Origin of the sequence: Staphylococcus sp. HMSC034G07, assembly GCF_001835975.1 — a bacterium.
GTDB lineage: Bacteria > Bacillota > Bacilli > Staphylococcales > Staphylococcaceae > Staphylococcus > Staphylococcus ureilyticus.
Map to the genome: position 1 here is coordinate 1 of NZ_KV826597.1, position 18,107 is coordinate 18,107.

Genomic DNA, 18,107 nt, shown 5'->3' on the forward strand with positions numbered 1-18,107 from the left:
ATTATACTATAAATTCAACTTTGCAACAGAACCAAGTAATTGAAGATTTCATCCTGCCAGTTGTCTACGGCTCTTAATAGGTCTTTATAGGCGTTTTTAGAGTTGCTGGATAAACAGCATTGTGTCCAATACCTGTAACGATCTTTGGCTTGCTCAAGGTCATCTGTATCCCATATCAAGTAGAACTCTTCTTTAAGTTCGTAGGCTTCTTTTAGTTCAGGTAAATTACTTAACCAAGTATCCAAAAGGAATGAATCTCGTTCATTCAAGTCATGCTTTCGTTTAAGAAGGATATACCTCTCACGCATAAGGGTATGACTTTCTTTGGCTGTCATATTGGCTTTAAGAGACTTCCTAACACTATCCAAGGCTTGATTAGCCATTCGGACTACATGAAATATCTACAACTACTTTAGCGTGAGGTATAACTGTATTAACTGCGTCTTTGTAGGACTTCCACATATCCATTGTGACATATTCGATATATGTATTGTCTTTAATTTCAGAAAGGCGTTGAATGACCGTATCTTTGTTACGATTGGGTTTTATGTCATAAATAGTCCTGCGTTCAATATTAGTCAATACAAGCCGAGGTCTACGGATAATATGTATCTCGTCTATCCCAAGCCACTTAGGAGTTTCAAACTGATATTCACGTTCTTTTAATGCCACATAGTCTTTAAAGATGTTCCTAACAGTTTTCTCGTCTACACCAACACTTTCAGCTACGTCTACGAAGGTCTTAGACAGAGATTGTTCTTCAATAGACCTTATAAGCCTTTTAGTCATACTACGCTTTTCGTCAATGGATATAAGGCGTTCCCAAAAAGTTGTGCCACATTCACGACATTTATAACGTCTGCGGTTTAATTGTAATCCTACTCGCTTTAAACGAATAGGCAGATCCATGATTAGTTGCTTTCTTGATGTATGTTTATATAGCCTGTCAAAGCCACATTGAGGGCAACGTACTGGTAGAAAAGTTGCTTCCACTTTAAACATCATGTCGGATTCATTTTCTTGTGGTGGTTCTATTGTTTTAAGATCTGGTAGTAATAATAAGTCTGACATATTGTTCATCCTTTACTACTCTGTGGTGTTATAGTATTAAATATAGATTTGATATTGAAATTATCATTGCTAATTATTTTACTAACATCAATCTCATAAAGCATTTATATGATTGAAAACAAAAAGCCTATCATTCACTATCCTACAATAAAAAGGGTTATCCCATAGTTACACGGGATAACCTTACAATTATTAAATTATGCAGTTGCACAGCTACAATCTTTGCACTCGCAAACTTCATCAGTACAGTTGTCTACACATTCTTGACTACAGTAAACTTTTCCTGCTTCTTCTACTTTTGTTTCCCCAAGAAGACAATTACAGTTCGGTCTCGCACATTTTTCCATACTAAACTCCTCCTTATTATTTAGGTAAATCTTCGGTTAAACACCAACCTCGATCTAATAGACTAACGACGCAATTATCAACAATTCGGTACCGAATAAAATTGCCTTCACGAATACTGCGAACGATGCCTTTATCAACCAATCGTTGAAGTTGGTTGGAAATGGATTGAGGTTTCATTTCAAGCTGTTCTGCCACCTCGCTAACAGATGCATTTGGAGTTCGAAGCAAGGTATGCAGTATTCTAAGCCGTGTCCCATTAGAAAGTATTTTAAAGGTCTCACTTAAACCTTCAGCGTTCTCTGTATCTAATAAGGGGCGTTCCGTTAGTTTTGGTTTTGGTGTACACCAGTTTTCAGACATTATTTCCTCCTCCATTTCACAATTACATTATATAGTGTAATGGTTTTTATGTCAAGAACCTGAAGTTCATATATGAGCATCTTTTTATCAGTACATTATAACGCCTTAATAAGATAAAATATAATTCCCTCTTGTTTGACTACCTACCCGTAATCACCCGTGTTTGATTTATAATTTTGTGGTATTATTATTTTTCCTTAGCATTCCACCAAACAATCCGATTTAACCACTATTTTTTTCGAATTATCAAAATGCTAATTCCACTATATATTCCGAAGACCCTTTATTTTCACAGTAATTATAAAATTCTCTATATCTCTTTATACATTCAATAAACTTATTATTAAATTCTACTTCTCTTTCTTCCGCAGAACTAATTTTATTTTTATCAGTTTTTTTGGAATATTATCAGGAATACTAATTTTAGTTTCTGGAGTTTTAGCTTTATTGAGAAAATAATTGTTTTGTTTTGAAATTTAAAGGTGTTTACTTTTTTACTAGTAAATACCTTTTTATAATTTTCACTTGTTTATTGATTGTCATAGTAATTTACTTCGTTTTAGTTCATTTTTGATACGTTGTACCGTCTTCATACCTAATCCATACTTTTTAGCAGTCCCTCTGATTGTTCCACCTTGTTTTAACGCCTCAACAACTTGTTCGTAGACGAGACGCCCTTGTGGGTTCTCACTATCAGCAGAATACTTCATTTTTTTACCTTTGTACTTACCTTCTTGTTTTGCTCTTTCTATACCTATACGCTGTCTTTCCAGCATGTATAACCTTTCTGTTTCAGCTTGGAATGTTAGAACAGACAACATTACTTTTAGCATCAACTCACCGATACCGTAATCATCATCTGTCGGAACATTTGGTAAGTCTTTTGAATGTAATCTAATTCCTTCATCTAAAAACTCACGCACCATTTGTTCTACGACGTGTGCCTTGCGTCCGAGACGATCAATTCTAAAAATATACAAATCATCACCTTCACGTATCTTGGCATTTAATAGTTTTTTAAATCCCACTCTATCGTATGATGATGTTGTACCACTCACTTCATCAACGAATATATTTTTCTTCTCAACTCCTTGTTTTTCTAACCACCTAATTTGATTTTCAAGATGTTGTTCTTCGGTTGAAACTCTTGCATATCCAAATTTCATTTTCATCCACCTTTAACATTTATGAATAGGAGTAATACTCTTATTACAACATAATCATACTAAGAGAACAGTATTTATACAAGAAATAAGTGTTGTAATTTGAGCCTTACTCTTATTACTACATGGGACGTTCTGAAATGAACATGCCCGAAATGAATATGGAGCAAATGCAACAAATGATGATGGAACAACAAATTAAACAAAAACTAGGCTACTTATCCCCTGTAAAATACAGAGAATTAGCAGCCTAGAACATAGTGTTTTTATTAAGTTCCCATTTTAAGGGTTCAGTGCCTTGTAGTTATTGTGTTTTTATATACTTTACTACTTATTTTCGTTGTTATCACCAAAGGACTGCATGAAGTTCATGCATTCATTCATCATATTATCCATTCTCTGGTCATAATCAGAACCTTGGGTAAAACCTGTTTGTCCAATGACGATTAAACCAGCTAGTACAAACGACAGCACTAAAGGTAACTTTTTTTCATCGCTTATTTCCCCTTTCATTCAAAGTATCCCTAATCTTTTTTTAACACTTTCTTTAATTTTTCATATTCATCTTCATTAATTTCCCCTTGGGCCAGCCTTTCCTTTAAAATTTGTAAAGAATCATCTGATCTTACACCTTTTGGTTTTTCTGAAGCTTTTGCAATTAATATATATACACCATAAAATAACAAGCCAAGAATGATAATCCAAAAAATCATGCCAATGAACCCCATTCCGCCCATCATATGTCCCATACCCATACAATTTGTCAATCCTTTCCTTCTTTCTCGTTTTACAATTATACCATATGGGGGTATTAGTATTCCAAAAAAGTGTTTTTAATATTAGTAGCAGAAGGCAATTCATTGTACCGCAAAATGGCCCGATTATTGAACTATTTTTTAATAAAATAATTCCTACGTTCCCAATTCCAGAAAGCAATAATACTAAAAGCTTCCTCACCTGCTTTTTCCACATCATCTGTCATATAATCTGTATCTTTTATTGGATATTTTGCCGTTTCATCAACGGGAGATTGAATATCTGACTTATGCTTATTTTTTGGTTTCACAATTTTTGAGCGTAATATTTTCATGGGAACGCTCCAAATCAATATCTTTATTTGGCTCATATTTGCGTTTTAAGAACTTATGTATGTTTTTAGGTTAAAAACTATATGATTTATACCTAATTCTTTAAAAAACCCCCTTAAAATTCAAAATAAGAGCATTTGAATTTAAACAAAATAAAAAAAACGACCTCATGCCATCTCAGCAAGGGGCACTTGAAAACCGTTTGGAAATCATCAAGGGACGGGTCGTATTTTTTGAAAAAACCACTCAAAAAATCTCCACTCAAGGCACGTATAAAATATCAGCGAATATACCAAAGGAGTAAACATATTGATTCCATATTATCTTTGGTCTAAATATCCTCTTAAAATACAAAATAGATATATTGGATATATAAATAAAAAAGCTACTAGCAAAAAACTAGTAGCTTAAACCTCAGTTAAATTTTGATGTAGTATTAAATTTTATATCTGTGCTATAACAACAATTACTTAAAACTAAGATAAAATCGACGAATGTCGACACATCATGATCTATTAAGTCGACCATTCGACAAGTTTTGGGATTGTTAAGGGTTCCGAGGCTCAACGTCAATAAAGCAATTGGAATAAAGCACCTATGATTATTAAAAAAAATAAGTTATAATATATTCAAAAATATTTTTGAATGAGGTGTAATTATGATTCAGACTATTGTAACTGCTGCTATTCTTTATATTGTGACAGCATTAGACTTATTAGTGATTTTATTAATGTTCTTTGCTAGAGCAAAGACTAGGAAAGAATATCGCGATATTTATATTGGTCAATATGTAGGATCTGTGACATTGATTGTCATAAGTTTATTCTTTGCCTTTGTCTTAAATTATGTTCCTGAAAAATGGATATTAGGATTATTAGGGTTAATACCGATTTATTTAGGAATTAAAGTGGCTATTTATGGTGATAGTGACGGAGAAGAGAGAGCTAAAAAAGAATTGAATGAAAAAGGATTGTCTAAACTAGTTGGTACGATTGCAATTATTACCATAGCAAGTTGTGGCGCTGATAATATTGGTGTATTTGTTCCCTATTTTGTGACATTAAGTGTTACTAATTTATTAATTACTTTGTTTGTCTTTTTAATTTTAATTTTCGTCTTGGTATTTACTGCACAAAAATTAGCTAATATTCCAGGAGTTGGAGAAATTGTTGAGAAATTTGGTCGTTGGATTATGGCTGTTATTTATATAGCTTTAGGTTTATTTATCATTATAGAAAATGACACTATTCAAACAATTTTAGGATTTATATTTTAATTTAGGGTGTGATTTTATATGAGCTATAAAAATGCTTGTGATGTGATCTGTGTACATGAGGATAAAGTTAACAATGCCTTAAGTTTTTTAGAAGATGATAAATCTAAGAAATTACTTAACATTTTAGAAAAGATTTGTGATGAGAAGAAATTGAAAATTATATTATCTTTGATTAAAGAAGATGAGTTGTGTGTTTGTGATATTTCTTTGATATTGAAAATGAGTGTTGCTTCAACTTCACATCATTTAAGACTTTTATATAAAAATGATGTGCTTGATTTTTATAAAAAGGGAAAGATGGCATATTATTTTATTAAAGACGATGAAATAAGAGAGTTTTTCTCTAAAAATCAGGAGGGTTTTTGAAACGAGTGAAACGAGTTTCTTCTTGTCTTGATACTATAAAATAAGCAAAGATATAACATAAAATGACTTATCGGAAGTTATCTGTAACTCATCTAGTACAGATGATATAATATATAGGTCGCCTATCTCTCAGGCGTCAATTTAGACGCAGAGAGGAGGTGCATATCAGATGATCGAAGCTCTTGTTCACATCACGACCACAGTCATCAGTGGTTGTATTGTTGCGTTATTTACGCATTGGCTACGTATACGTAACAATAAGAAAAAATAGGCGATATTAGCCAACACTTAAAAATCCCCTCACTACTCGCAATAGTGAGGGGATTGGTGCATATAATGCACGAAGCTCTTGTTGTCTAAATTATAACATTGGTTAGTAAGGGAATGCAAAAGATGGAATATATTATAATTATTCATTTATTTCAGGGAACTGCGTTTCTACTTCATGTTTAATATTGTTAATATTATCTTTAAAGTCAGAAATTTTATTAATAATTTGTTCAACGATGTCTTTTTCTATGGGGTTTTTGATATTATCTATTATTTCATTACTAGGAATTAATATATCTTCTGAAGTGTTGTACATTTCAGTCATAATATCTAACAAATTATCCTTCGATAAATTAATAGGAGAAATTCTTTCTCCTTTAACTAAGAAGTATGTATTTGTATTATTCTGTTCTAAGATTTTCATAGGTTTCCCCTTTCTTTTGATAAGTTTCTATACTTGATTCCATAGCTTCAACAAATTTATCATAGCTTTTTTCGGAAGAACCATAATTATTTGATATACGGTTAGATGAAAACTCCCCAGTAAGTACTTGATAATCATTTTTATTATTTTTTGAAGTAATTATTAAGTAATCAGGATTTATTAATGCGCCTAATGTAGAATTATGTGTAACTAGGAAAATAGTACTGTGAGTAGCTAGTTTTTTTAGGGCAGGTATTAATTCATCCTTAATATATGTATTATCAAGTGATGCTTCTGGTTCGTCAATGAGTATTATTGGATAACTTTTAGATTCTTCTAATCTCATCATTAGAGCAAATCCGACTGCTTGCCCTCCAGAAGCAGGAGTTCCATCAGAGTCTAGCAGTTCAACATTTAAATGAACAAAGTAGTCTGCTAAGTTTGAAATTTTAAAAAATGATTTATGTTTTAAGTTCTTTAAAAATTTGATATATTCTTTTCTCTGATAAGGAATTATAATATCGTCTTTTACTGCATCTGACGTAGATATATCAGTTTTAAATTGAGAAGCGTTTTGAAACGGTGATATCTTGACTACAATTTGGTAATCGTATATTTGTTCTCTTGTGAGTTCTTGTTCAGTAATGATATTTTGCATAAAATTAATTATCTCTTTTTCAATATGTGCCTTTTGAATTATTGGTGAAAAGTCGCAATTTTTAATTGGTGTTATCCCTGTGTTTAATTTGACGATTTCTTTAACTGATTCAAGTATTTTATTTACCTCTGATTTAATTTGATTTTTCAGTTTTTTATTTATAAACATATTTCTAAGTTCGTTATATGTTTCAATGAAAACTTTTCTTTTTTCATTAGAGTTATTTAAAAGTGTCCATAAGTCATTACTTTTTAGTAATTGTTCTATTTTAGTGATATAAGATTCTAAATTTTGAATAGGTATCATTTCAAAATTACTTTCTTTGTTAAGTCTAAACTTGGACTTTGAACGGCTTTTTGCGTTATCAGTAGCAAATTTTTTTACACTATCTAAATATTGTTCTACTTTTCCTTCGAATTCATATTCATCTCTATTTAAGTATTCTTCGATAGCATTAAACTGTATTTCATATTGTCTTTTCCATCTATTAAAAGATGAATTACCTTGAACTTTTCTTTGTTTCTCTATATATTCATCTGCTTGAGCTGTTTCAAACTGATCAATTGCATAGTAATCTTCTGGATCATACTGTTTTTTAATACGTTTTAAAAATTTGCTTTTTCCAGTACCTCTTTTCCCTACTATTAGATTCATTCCGGTTGAAACATTGTGTTCTTGAATTTCTATAATGTTACTTAAATTATCTTTATTTGTATTAATACCTTTTTTATTAGCCATACAGTTTTTAATTTCAGTAAATGTACAGTTATCTATTTGTAAATAGGTATTTTTCATTTTTAATAAATCTATATCATTTCTTTCTTTTTCTAGATCATTTTTTGCTGCATGTGCATCACTAAATAGTACAGGAGTAATTAAATTATCCTGATTATATAAAGCTTGAAATTTTAATTGATTTGATACTCCACCAACCACAGTTGCTGAAGAATTTTCGATTATTGTAGGTACAGATAGAGAATTGCTTTTCCCCATTTCAAAAATGTAGATGGCATCTTCCCAACATTCCATGTTTTTACAGTAATCTTCAGTAGATAATTTTTTATTTCCATTTCGATTATGTAACCACTCTGAAAAGTTTTTCAAGTGTTCAATATTTTTTTCTGAAAAAATTATGTTTACATGACCATCTTCTAAACTTAACTCTATACCAGGAAACACTGTAGTATTAGGTAAATCTTGTTTAACTTTATTAAAGTTGTCTACATCAAATAAATCATGATTAGTAATAGCTATAGCATCTAAATTAGCTTGTTTTACATAATTTTGAATCCAATCAGATGAATATGTAAACTCGTAATCTTTATTACTAGATACAGTATGAATATGAAAATCTATCTTCTTAACCATATAATCTCCTCTTTTTATATTTATAATATATTAATTAAACTTAAAAATAAATAGGGTAGATTTTTTGTAGTAGATAATAATTTTGTTTAATAAAAGTACGCCCTAATCAGTCAGTAATGAATGTTTGTGACTTTACCTGCTAATTTAGAATAACTTTTCTTGATAAATGATAAAGCTCAATACATTCACTATTCCATTTTTTATATTTTTCGAAATTCCATTGATAAATTATAAAAGATCCCCTCATTTTCATTAAAATCATTTAATTTTTCTAAACAAATGGCCACTCCCATTATTGTGGATATGAGAGTGGCCATAAATTTTATTTGTTTACTTGTCTATTTAACAAAGGGGATTCTCATTGCATTTGTGAATAACTAACTAAATACTTTAAAGCTTTAAAATGATAGACATTAACGAGATTTTAGTTCGTCAGTTGTCATCCATTTATGATTTTTAACCATCTCATCGTTTTCTGTTGATTTATAATCCACCATATAAACGGTTGTTTTTTCTACATCATCAATTTGAGCTTCTGCACCTTTCATACCAGGCATATGGTCAGCTTCTAATTTAACTGTATCACCTTTCTTGAATCCATTTTCAGGGGCATCTGCAACTTCCTCATTAACGACCCATTTGTGATTATTAACTTTTTCATCACCATTTGTAGGTGTGTAACTCACGACATAAGCATAGGTTTTGTAAGCACCTTTAACTGTACCTTTAGCATTTTTCATACCAGGCATATGATCAGCTGTAATTGTTATTTTATCGTCCTTTTTATATTTACTGTCATCTGTACTTTTCATATTATCTGGGGCTTTACTTTCACTCTTATGATTCATATGTTTTTCTTGTTTTTGATCTTTAGAATTTTCTTCTTCTTCGTTACCAGTTGAACAAGCTGATAATACTAATCCTGAAGCTACTATAATTGAGCTCAATTTTTTCATCATATTGAATTCTCCTTATAAATTATTTTGTTACTTTTATTTGTCCCATCATTCCATTATCTTCATGCTCAAGTATGTGACAATGGAACATGTATGTCCCAGTATTTTTAAAAACCACTTCTATTTTGGCTTTTTGTCCAGGTTCCAGAGATATAACGTCTTTTTTGCCTCTCATATCTTCTGAAGGTTTCTTCCCATCCACTGATAAAACTTTAAATTGCGTTCCGTGGATATGGAACGGGTGCTTCATACCACCCATTTTATCTTTGACGTTTTCAATTTCCCAAGTTTCTTTCCGGTTTACCTTTTGTGTGAAATCTATTCTGTTAGGATCGAATTTTTTGCCATTAATAGTAACATTATCGTCCATACCTTCTAATTTGATTTTTTTATCTACTTTTGGAGTAGTGTCTTTGTTAGTACTTTTTTCTTTGTTAATAATTGGTAAAATTACTGTTTCATCATTATCAACAAGATTGACTTTTTCTTCTTTCATTTTAGATAAATCTATTACTATTTCTTTTCTTGCTGAAGGAGCTAAATTAATTTCTTTTAACTTTTTAGTCTTTTCTAAATGGCCGCCTTCTGAAGCAATATATTCAAAACTTTGATTATTACTTAGCTTAAGATTTAAATCCCGAGCATTGGAGCCATTTAAAAGTCTCAAACGTATTTTTCCTTCTTTTGTTGTTAATTTAGGATCTACTTTCCCATTCACAAGGACTGTATCACCTTGAGTACCATCTTCATCTTTCGTTTTTGTATAATTTAATTTTTTAGATACAAATGTTTTATCTTGGATTATTATAGGCAAATCATTTTTCCCATAATTGCTAGGATAATTATTCTTTTTGTCATCCTCTATATATAATAACCCTGATAAACCATTATAAACTTGTTTAGCTGTATTTGGGGAGGGGTGGGGATGATACCATAATGTAGCAGCCTCTTGTTTAACCTCAAATTTTATTGTTTTTTCTTTTCCTGGTTTTATAACTTGAGAAGGGCCTCCATCCACTTTTCCATCTATTTCTAACCCATGCCAATGAAATGTTGTATTTTCATCTAAGTTGTTGACTAACTTAATTTTAACCTTATCTCCTTTTTTTAATTTTAAAGTTGGCCCAAGTAAATTTCCATTGTATCCTAAAGTGTTAGAGAAATTACCTTTGTAAAATTCTGTCTTTCCTTTCTGCGCTTTTAATGTATAACTTTTATAACCATTGTTATCTTTTTTAGGATCTAAAACTTTGGGAAATGTTATTTCATTTTTTCCTTGTGAAGAATTCAAATTTTTTCTTTCGTCATGACTTTTCATATCCATCATATCATTTCGCTTTTGATCATTTTCTTTCATGTCCATCATGTTGTGCTTACCTTCTGCAAAAGTATCATTAGGAACCATAAACATTATAGAAAATAACGTAATTAAAATTGTGAACATTTTTTTATACATTATATTTACCTCTTTTATTTTAATTTTAATGTAAATGCATTAATTGCTACGATGATCGTACTTAAAGACATAAGTATTGCACCCACAGCAGGTGATAATATTAAACCAATAGAAGCTAATATACCAGCTGCAAGAGGAACTGCAATCACGTTATATCCTGCGCCCCACCATAAATTTTGAACCATTTTTTTCATCGTATTTTTTGAAAGGGACAAAAAATTGATAATATCAGAAGGATTACTTTTAACGAGTATGACATCCCCCGATTCAACAGCTACATCTGTCCCTGCGCCAATTGCCATACCAATATCTGCTCTAATAAGGCTTGGCGCATCATTGATACCATCACCAACCATCATGATTTTGCTACCATTGCTTTGATAATCTTGGATAATACTTTCTTTATCTTCGGGCATCAATTGCGCGTGGACATCACTAATACCTAATTCTTCAGCCACTGTTTGTGCCACTTCTTTATTATCGCCTGTAAGCATGACTGGCGTAATGTTTCTCGATAATAAATCCGAAACCATTTGTTTTGAACTTTCTTTAATTTTATCGCCTTGTGCGATAATACCAATAACTTGTCGGTCATGAATTAGATAACTAATAGAATTCCCTTGTTGAGCGAGATTCGTAAATTGTTCTTTATTATAATCAAAATTGCTTTTATCGAGATAAGAAACATTCACTATTTTGAGTTTTTTATTATCAACTGTGCCTTCTAAGCCTACACCTGGAATATTATTAACTTCTTGAGGAGTAGCATATGAAATATTTTTGCCTTTAGCAAAATCAACAATACCAGTGGCAAGTGGATGATTAGAGTTACTTTCTAATGAAGTAAATAGACTCAATATTTCTTCATTATTTAGCTCGTTCGTAAAACTTTCATAGTGATTCACTGAAAAGTTACCTTCAGTAAGTGTCCCAGTTTTATCCATCATGATGTAATCAATGTGTTGTGCGATTTCTACAGATTCTCTGTTTTTTATGATTAAACCATTATGTGCGCCTATAGAAGTAGAACGTGCTGTAACTAAAGGTATTGCCAATCCCAATGCATGAGGACAAGCAATAACTAATACGGTTACAAGTCGTTCGAGTGCGAAATCAACGTTATTTTGAATAAGAATCCATACAATAAATGAAATCAGCCCAATTCCTACGGCAAAGTAAAACAAATAACCTGCGACTTTATCCGAGAGGAGTTCAGCTTTTGACTTATCGTTTTGCGCTTGGTTAACAAGACCCATAACTTGAGATAGGTAGCCGTTTTCACCCGTAGCTGTCACTTTAACTTGTACTGTGCCTGAACCATTAATTGAACCCCCAATAACATCATCATTATGAGTTTTATGAACTTTTTTTGATTCGCCAGTAACTAATGATTCATCAATTGATGTTTCTCCTTGAACAATGATTCCGTCTGTGGGTATACTTTCGCCTGCTCTGACTTCCACAATATCGTCAATATAAATATCTGATATTTTAACTTCTTCTCGTTGATTATTATCAATCAGTTTCACTGCAGTATTAGGTAAAAGTTCTGCCATTTTCTTCAGTGCATTGCCTGCATTACCTACTGCGTTCATTTCAATCCAATGACCTAATAACATGATTAAAATTAAAGTCGCTAATTCCCAGAAAAAGTCCATTGTATGTGTGGATGAACCACTGAAATTATTCATATAAAAGGCGTATAAACTATAAATATAAGCAACTGAAATACCTAGAGCAACAAGCGTCATCATTCCAGGTTTTTTAGTTGAAATTTCATCTTTAGCCCCTGATAAAAATGGCTTTCCTCCATAAAAGAATAAAATAGTAGCAAGAATTAATACAATCCAATCTGACCCTGTAAATGAAAATTGAAACGGTAATTTAACCCCCATCATGGGTGATAAAATAATAATCGGTATCGCAAAAATCAAAGAAATAAAGAATTTACTTTTAAAATTCCCATGATGATGATGTGCATGATCGCCATGACTAGCGTGATTCTCATGTTCTTGATGGCTATGATTCTCATGATTTTGATGTTTTTCATTATTCGGCAAAATAAAACCTCCTAATTTTATATTTTTAGAGATAGTAATAAGATAATGTGAGTATAACATATACCCCCTGGACGTATATATTATTTAGTATTTTTTATTTTTCAGCGTTCAGAAAATTTGATAGCCATTTAAATAGAAACTTTAGTCTTGGTTTGTCCATCGCCAAAGAAATTGTGGCATTGCATGGGGGAATATTGAAGTTGAGAGCAAACTAGGCAAAGGCGCTGGTTTTATACTTGATATCCTGATTATCATTATGACTGTGGTAAACCGACGTCCAAGAGGTATATTCATATTGCTGGGTTAAATTGCTGTGTTTCCAGGCACATACTTATTTTATATTCGTTTCTTTAGTTGCAAGAAATAAAAACGTGGCACATGGGGGCTTTATCTCCAATGTGCCACTCCTTATATTATTTGGTTTTGTTTACGCGATTTCTTTACAAGCTTCTACACATTTAAAGCACGTCTCTGCACAATTTTGACAATGGTCATGGTTATGCTTCTGACATTCATTACCACATGCTCCGCATACTTTGGCGCATATTGTCGCCAAATCAGAAGCAAATGGTGAATTTCTTGTTAGCGATTGTTCTAAAAATGCACAGATGTCTGCGCATTCACGATCCAGACGGATGCACTCTGCCATCATTGTCATGTCTTTTTCCTTCAAACAGGCATCGTAACAATGATTACACGCTTCCATACATTCATGTAGCGTTTGAACCAGATTGTAATATTGTTTATCAGTCATTTGATACACCTCCAATGAAATCTAAATCTCTTAAATTAATTCCCATTCTATTTAGTAAATAAACCGATAATTGCTGAACTCCATAGAAACTGCGCAGGATTTTAATATCAAATGTACTTCTCTTAATATTTTCTTTCTTTTTTAATTCTGTATATAGTTTGCCTTGTTATACCGACTTTTTTAGCTATCTTACTAATTGACATTTCTTTATTCAGTAGTTCAACAATACGATAATAAACAAGTCTTTTTTGAGGGTCTTTAGCATCGGGAGAATACAGAACAGGTCTTCCTTTATAAATACCTTTTTCTTTGACTACTTTAATACCTTGAGCTTGTCGACGTTTACTTTCATTTCTTTCTTGTTCTGAAATCATTGCCAATATTTGAATGATTAAATCTTTCATAAACTTATCTAGTAATGGATTACCAATCACTTCATTCATCATGGGTAAACTCGTTATCATTAATTGAACTTCTTTATCTTTTAAATAATTAACTGTTTGGATTATTTCATCGTAATTTCTTCCTAGTCTATCAATAGACTCAATAATTAAACGATCTCCCATTCTTAAAAAATTTAATACTTCTTGAAATACAGGTCGATTTTCTATAGATTTCCCTGATTGTTTTTCAGTGAAGATTTTCTCAGCACCAAAAGATTGCAAATTTTCAATTTGTCTATCCAAATTTTGATCAACGGTAGAAACTCTTGCATATCCAACTATCATTTTTAACACCCTTTCTCATACACCCTAATCATACAAACGAATGTAGCATGTCAATTTACTTGCTATATGAGAATTTTTTAACTTTATAAATAAGAAAGAGAAGTACAAATATTAGTTGTACTTCTCTTTCTTATTTATAAAACAATTTGAATAATCGCAATAATAATTAAAATACTGATGATCCACTTTTGTACAAAACTAGGGACTTTTTTACCTAATTTTAAACCTAACGGAGCGAAAATAATACTCCCTATTATTAAAAATAACGCATCTTCTAAAGGAATGTAACCTTGTATAAGTTTAATGATAAAGGCGCCAATTGAAGATATAAAAGCAATTACTATACTATTAGCAACTACCGTATTCATTGGTAATTTGAATAAAACTAATAATATAGGAATAATAATAAAGGCGCCGCCTGCTCCAACTATACCCGAAATGATGCCAACGAAAAGACCCACAATAACCAATAAAGGCTTATTAAAGGAAGATTGGTCTGAACTAGGTTTTACGTTAATAAACATTAATATTAATGCAAGTAAAGCAATGATAATATACACCATATTTACAAATGTAGCATCAAATAAATTTGCTAGCAAAGCCCCTAACATGCTCCCTATAATCATACCTCCTCCCATATAAAGGACCAACTGGGGTGAGAATTCTGTTTTTTTTCTTGCTTTCAAAGAGCCACTTAAGGTACTGAAAAAGACTTGGCTAGAAGTAAGTCCTGATGCGATATACGCGCTATATGCAGGAGCCCCAAATAGTGGCGGTAACAATAAAATGGCTGGGTAAATAATAATAGCGCCACCTATACCTACTAGACCAGATATAAATCCTCCGAACACTCCGATGAGCAACATAATGATAATATTTATAATATCCATTATTTACTTTTCACCAATAAGTTAACAGCTTCATTAATGATTTCTTGTGAATCTTCATTGTTGTCATCAGCTGAATTGACGCATTCAATTAAATTTTCGCTAATAATAATCCCCATTAATCTTTGTAATGAACTTTTTGAAGCACTAAGTTGCGTAATCACATCTTTACAATGCTTTTCTTCTTCCATCATTTTTACAACGCCATTTAATTGCCCTTGTACTCTATTAATACGATTGATCATGTTTTTATCATAATTCATAGTAATTTCCTCCACTTTTAATTGAATACAGTCATAATAATAAATTAAAACAAGTTTGTCAAATACGTGCGGGGGTATTTGACAAAAAGAGTTATATCTTTTAACATACCCTTATAGGTATTTAACAGGAGGTTATTATGAAACAATATAATGAAAAACATATTAATGATTTAAGTAAATCAGAATTAGAAAAATTAACTTCTCAAGGTCAATTGATTGATGTAAGAACACAAGAAGAATATGAATTGGGGCACATCAATGGTTCCACACTGCATCCTGTAGATGAGATTGAGTCGTTCAATAAAGACAAAAATAAAACCTATTATGTACACTGTAAAAGTGGTAACAGAAGTGCTAAAGCTAGTAAATATTTAGCTGAACAAGGTTATGACGTTGTAAATTTAGACGGCGGCTATAAAGCTTATGAAGAAAAAAACGTCAGCGATGATACAAAAGAAGAAAACACAAATGTAGAAATTAAAGCAGAGCGTAAACAATTAAACTATAGTGGTCTTCAATGTCCAGGCCCTATTGTAAATATCAGTAAAGAAGTAAAAAATATTCAAGAAGGTGACCAAATTGAGGTTACAGTCACAGATCCAGGATTCGCAAGTGATATTAAAAGCTGGGCGAAACAAACGGGACACACATTAGTAAAACTTGATGGGGGTGACAATGAAATTAAAGCGATTATTCAAAAAGAACAACCCAAAGATTTAGAAGTGAGTCATACGTCTAAAGGCACTACAATTGTACTATTTAGTGGAGAATTAGATAAAGCAGTGGCAGCAATGATTATTGCGAATGGTGCTAAAGCTGCAGGAAGAGATGTAACCATCTTTTTCACTTTCTGGGGACTTAACGCGTTGAAAAAAGCGCAAACAGCTAACGTTAAAAAGAAAGGTATCGCAAAAATGTTTGATTTTATGTTGCCAAAAACACCCTTGAAAATGCCACTCTCTAAAATGAATATGTTCGGTTTAGGTAATATCATGATGCGCTACGTAATGAAAAAGAAAAATGTTGATTCATTACCATCACTTATCGACCAAGCAATCGACCAAGATATCAAATTAATCGCATGTACGATGAGCATGGATGTCATGGGCATTAAGAAAGAAGAATTAAGAGACGAAGTTGAGTACGGCGGTGTAGGCACTTATATAGGTGATACTGAAAACGCGAGTCATAATTTATTTATTTAATTAAATCTATTAAAATAAGGAGTTCTTTATATGTTTTTTAAACAATTTTACGATAACAATTTATCTCAAGCATCTTATTTAGTTGGCTGTCAACGCACAGGAGAGGCAATAATAATTGACCCTGTACGTGACTTAACAAAATATATGGAAGTTGCAGATAGCGAAGGTTTTACAATTACACAAGCTGCAGAAACCCATATCCACGCTGATTTTGCTTCAGGCATTAGAGATGTGGCAGAACAATTAAATGCAAACGTATATGTATCTGGCGAAGGTGACGATGAATTAAGTTATCGTAATATGCCAGAACAAACACATTTTGTTAAACATCAAGATATTATTCATGTAGGTAACATTAAATTAGAAGTATTGCATACACCTGGTCATACCCCAGAGAGTATTAGTTTCTTACTCACGGATGAAGGTGGCGGCTCAAGTGTTCCAATGGGTTTATTTAGTGGTGACTTTATTTTTGTTGGTGATATCGGTAGACCCGATTTACTAGAAAAATCAGTTCAAGTCGAAGGTTCTACAGAAGTTAGTGCGAAACAAATGTATCAATCTATAGAAAGTGTTAAAGATTTACCAGATTATATTCAAATTTGGCCAGGCCACGGTGCTGGAAGTCCTTGTGGTAAAGCATTAGGCGCCGTACCAATGTCTACGCTAGGTTATGAAAAAATAAATAACTGGGCATTTAGTGAAACTGATGAAATTAAATTCATTGAAACATTAACATCAAATCAACCAGCGCCACCACATCATTTTACACAAATGAAAAAAATTAACCAATTTGGTATGGAATTATATCAACCATACAATGTTTATCCTAGTTTAAGCAATGAAAGAATAGCATTTGATCTTCGTAGCAAAGAAGCCTTTCATGGTGGTCATACTAAAGGGACAATCAATATTCCTTACAACAAAAACTTTATTAACCAAATCGGTTGGTATTTAGACTATGAAAATAGTATAGATTTAATTGGTGATAAATCTACCGTTGAACAAGCAGCGCATACTTTACAATTAATTGGATTTGATAATGTAGCAGGTTATCGTTTACCAAAATCAGAAATTTTAACCCAATCCATCCATAGCGTTGATATGACTGGTAAAGAAGAATATATACTTGACGTACGTAATGAAGAAGAGTGGAATAATGGGCACTTAGATCAAGCAGTCAATATTCCGCATGGTAAATTATTAAATGAAAATATTCCATTTAATAAAGAGGATAAAATATACGTACATTGTCAGTCAGGTGTTAGAAGTTCAATCGCCGTGGGTATCTTAGAAAACAAAGGATTTGAAAATGTCGTAAATATTAGAGAAGGCTATCAAGATTTTCCAGAATCATTAAAATAATTTAAGAGTGTACAGAAAATAACCATTTTCTGTACACTCTT

At 31.9% G+C, this 18,107-nt stretch carries 20 protein-coding genes and 1 pseudogene; 6 read left to right on the forward strand and 15 right to left on the reverse strand.

What is annotated here, in order from left to right:
* Positions 1-35: 35 nt before the first annotated feature.
* From HMPREF2586_RS04240 to HMPREF2586_RS04255, 3 genes and pseudogenes are all read right to left on the reverse strand, one after another.
* Positions 36-1,071 (reverse strand): annotated as a pseudogene (locus tag HMPREF2586_RS04240) (ISL3 family transposase); the annotation flags it as partial.
* A 363-nt stretch (positions 1,072-1,434) separates the two neighbouring features.
* A complete protein-coding gene (locus HMPREF2586_RS04250; protein ID WP_070812641.1) occupies positions 1,435-1,779 on the reverse strand; it encodes an ArsR/SmtB family transcription factor in 345 nt (114 codons plus the stop codon).
* A 539-nt stretch (positions 1,780-2,318) separates the two neighbouring features.
* On the reverse strand, positions 2,319-2,945 hold the full coding sequence (locus tag HMPREF2586_RS04255) for a recombinase family protein (protein WP_070812642.1): 627 nt from the start codon (positions 2,943-2,945) through the stop codon (positions 2,319-2,321).
* A 122-nt stretch (positions 2,946-3,067) separates the two neighbouring features.
* Here HMPREF2586_RS04255 and HMPREF2586_RS12950 point away from each other — a divergent pair, with 122 nt between their 5' ends.
* Positions 3,068-3,196: a hypothetical protein gene (locus HMPREF2586_RS12950; protein ID WP_256324335.1), complete on the forward strand. Its 129-nt coding sequence runs from the start codon at positions 3,068-3,070 to the stop codon at positions 3,194-3,196.
* Between the two features lie 73 nt (positions 3,197-3,269).
* Here HMPREF2586_RS12950 and HMPREF2586_RS04260 read toward each other — a convergent pair whose 3' ends face one another.
* The 3 genes from HMPREF2586_RS04260 to HMPREF2586_RS12955 form a co-directional block, all read right to left on the reverse strand.
* Complete coding sequence (locus tag HMPREF2586_RS04260; protein ID WP_070812643.1) at positions 3,270-3,455, reverse strand: hypothetical protein; 186 nt, start codon at positions 3,453-3,455, stop codon at positions 3,270-3,272.
* 11 nt (positions 3,456-3,466) lie between these two features.
* Positions 3,467-3,697: an SHOCT domain-containing protein gene (locus HMPREF2586_RS04265; RefSeq protein ID WP_002449928.1), complete on the reverse strand. Its 231-nt coding sequence runs from the start codon at positions 3,695-3,697 to the stop codon at positions 3,467-3,469.
* 134 nt (positions 3,698-3,831) lie between these two features.
* A complete protein-coding gene (locus tag HMPREF2586_RS12955; RefSeq protein ID WP_070812644.1) occupies positions 3,832-4,032 on the reverse strand; it encodes a hypothetical protein in 201 nt (66 codons plus the stop codon).
* A 656-nt stretch (positions 4,033-4,688) separates the two neighbouring features.
* On the opposite strand from HMPREF2586_RS12955, the gene HMPREF2586_RS04275 reads away from it, so the two are divergent.
* The 3 genes from HMPREF2586_RS04275 to HMPREF2586_RS12680 all read left to right on the forward strand — a co-directional run bounded on the left by HMPREF2586_RS04275 (position 4,689) and on the right by HMPREF2586_RS12680 (position 5,943).
* Positions 4,689-5,306, forward strand: a complete 618-nt coding sequence (locus HMPREF2586_RS04275) for a CadD family cadmium resistance transporter (RefSeq protein WP_002454671.1) — start codon at positions 4,689-4,691, stop codon at positions 5,304-5,306.
* 18 nt (positions 5,307-5,324) lie between these two features.
* On the forward strand, positions 5,325-5,672 hold the full coding sequence (locus HMPREF2586_RS04280) for an ArsR/SmtB family transcription factor (RefSeq protein ID WP_002467551.1): 348 nt from the start codon (positions 5,325-5,327) through the stop codon (positions 5,670-5,672).
* Positions 5,673-5,841: 169 nt separating this feature from the next.
* Positions 5,842-5,943, forward strand: coding sequence for a type I toxin-antitoxin system Fst family toxin (locus HMPREF2586_RS12680; protein ID WP_141711961.1), 102 nt, complete (start codon positions 5,842-5,844; stop codon positions 5,941-5,943).
* A gap of 138 nt (positions 5,944-6,081) precedes the next feature.
* On the opposite strand, the gene HMPREF2586_RS04285 is transcribed toward HMPREF2586_RS12680, so the two are convergent.
* The 9 genes from HMPREF2586_RS04285 to cstR form a co-directional block, all read right to left on the reverse strand.
* Positions 6,082-6,366 carry a hypothetical protein gene (locus HMPREF2586_RS04285; RefSeq protein ID WP_069822320.1) on the reverse strand — a complete coding sequence of 95 codons (285 nt, stop codon included), beginning with the start codon at positions 6,364-6,366 and terminating at the stop codon, positions 6,082-6,084.
* Positions 6,344-8,392 carry a hypothetical protein gene (locus HMPREF2586_RS04290; RefSeq protein ID WP_069822319.1) on the reverse strand — a complete coding sequence of 683 codons (2,049 nt, stop codon included), beginning with the start codon at positions 8,390-8,392 and terminating at the stop codon, positions 6,344-6,346. The genes HMPREF2586_RS04285 and HMPREF2586_RS04290 overlap by 23 nt, the downstream gene beginning before the upstream one ends.
* A gap of 413 nt (positions 8,393-8,805) precedes the next feature.
* Positions 8,806-9,351, reverse strand: coding sequence for a YdhK family protein (locus tag HMPREF2586_RS04295; RefSeq protein ID WP_002510756.1), 546 nt, complete (start codon positions 9,349-9,351; stop codon positions 8,806-8,808).
* A 19-nt stretch (positions 9,352-9,370) separates the two neighbouring features.
* Positions 9,371-10,804 carry a multi-copper oxidase Mco gene (gene mco, locus HMPREF2586_RS04300; RefSeq protein WP_000277153.1) on the reverse strand — a complete coding sequence of 478 codons (1,434 nt, stop codon included), beginning with the start codon at positions 10,802-10,804 and terminating at the stop codon, positions 9,371-9,373.
* Positions 10,805-10,818: 14 nt separating this feature from the next.
* A complete protein-coding gene (gene copB, locus HMPREF2586_RS04305) occupies positions 10,819-12,864 on the reverse strand; it encodes a copper-translocating P-type ATPase CopB (protein WP_083319560.1) in 2,046 nt (681 codons plus the stop codon).
* 427 nt (positions 12,865-13,291) lie between these two features.
* Positions 13,292-13,618, reverse strand: coding sequence for a four-helix bundle copper-binding protein (locus HMPREF2586_RS04310; RefSeq protein WP_031917994.1), 327 nt, complete (start codon positions 13,616-13,618; stop codon positions 13,292-13,294).
* Positions 13,619-13,740: 122 nt separating this feature from the next.
* Positions 13,741-14,346 (reverse strand): recombinase family protein, encoded by a 606-nt coding sequence (locus HMPREF2586_RS04315; RefSeq protein WP_031917995.1) that lies wholly within the window; start codon positions 14,344-14,346, stop codon positions 13,741-13,743.
* 134 nt (positions 14,347-14,480) lie between these two features.
* Positions 14,481-15,236, reverse strand: a complete 756-nt coding sequence (locus tag HMPREF2586_RS04320) for a sulfite exporter TauE/SafE family protein (RefSeq protein ID WP_070812646.1) — start codon at positions 15,234-15,236, stop codon at positions 14,481-14,483.
* A complete protein-coding gene (gene cstR / locus HMPREF2586_RS04325) occupies positions 15,236-15,496 on the reverse strand; it encodes a persulfide-sensing transcriptional repressor CstR (protein WP_031863946.1) in 261 nt (86 codons plus the stop codon). The genes HMPREF2586_RS04320 and cstR overlap by 1 nt, the downstream gene beginning before the upstream one ends.
* Positions 15,497-15,633: 137 nt before the next feature.
* On the opposite strand from cstR, the gene cstA reads away from it, so the two are divergent.
* Positions 15,634-16,701, forward strand: a complete 1,068-nt coding sequence (gene cstA / locus HMPREF2586_RS04330; protein WP_012816716.1) for a persulfide response sulfurtransferase CstA — start codon at positions 15,634-15,636, stop codon at positions 16,699-16,701.
* Positions 16,702-16,731: 30 nt separating this feature from the next.
* Positions 16,732-18,066, forward strand: a complete 1,335-nt coding sequence (cstB, locus tag HMPREF2586_RS04335) for a persulfide dioxygenase-sulfurtransferase CstB (protein ID WP_031863947.1) — start codon at positions 16,732-16,734, stop codon at positions 18,064-18,066.
* Positions 18,067-18,107 lie beyond the last annotated feature (41 nt).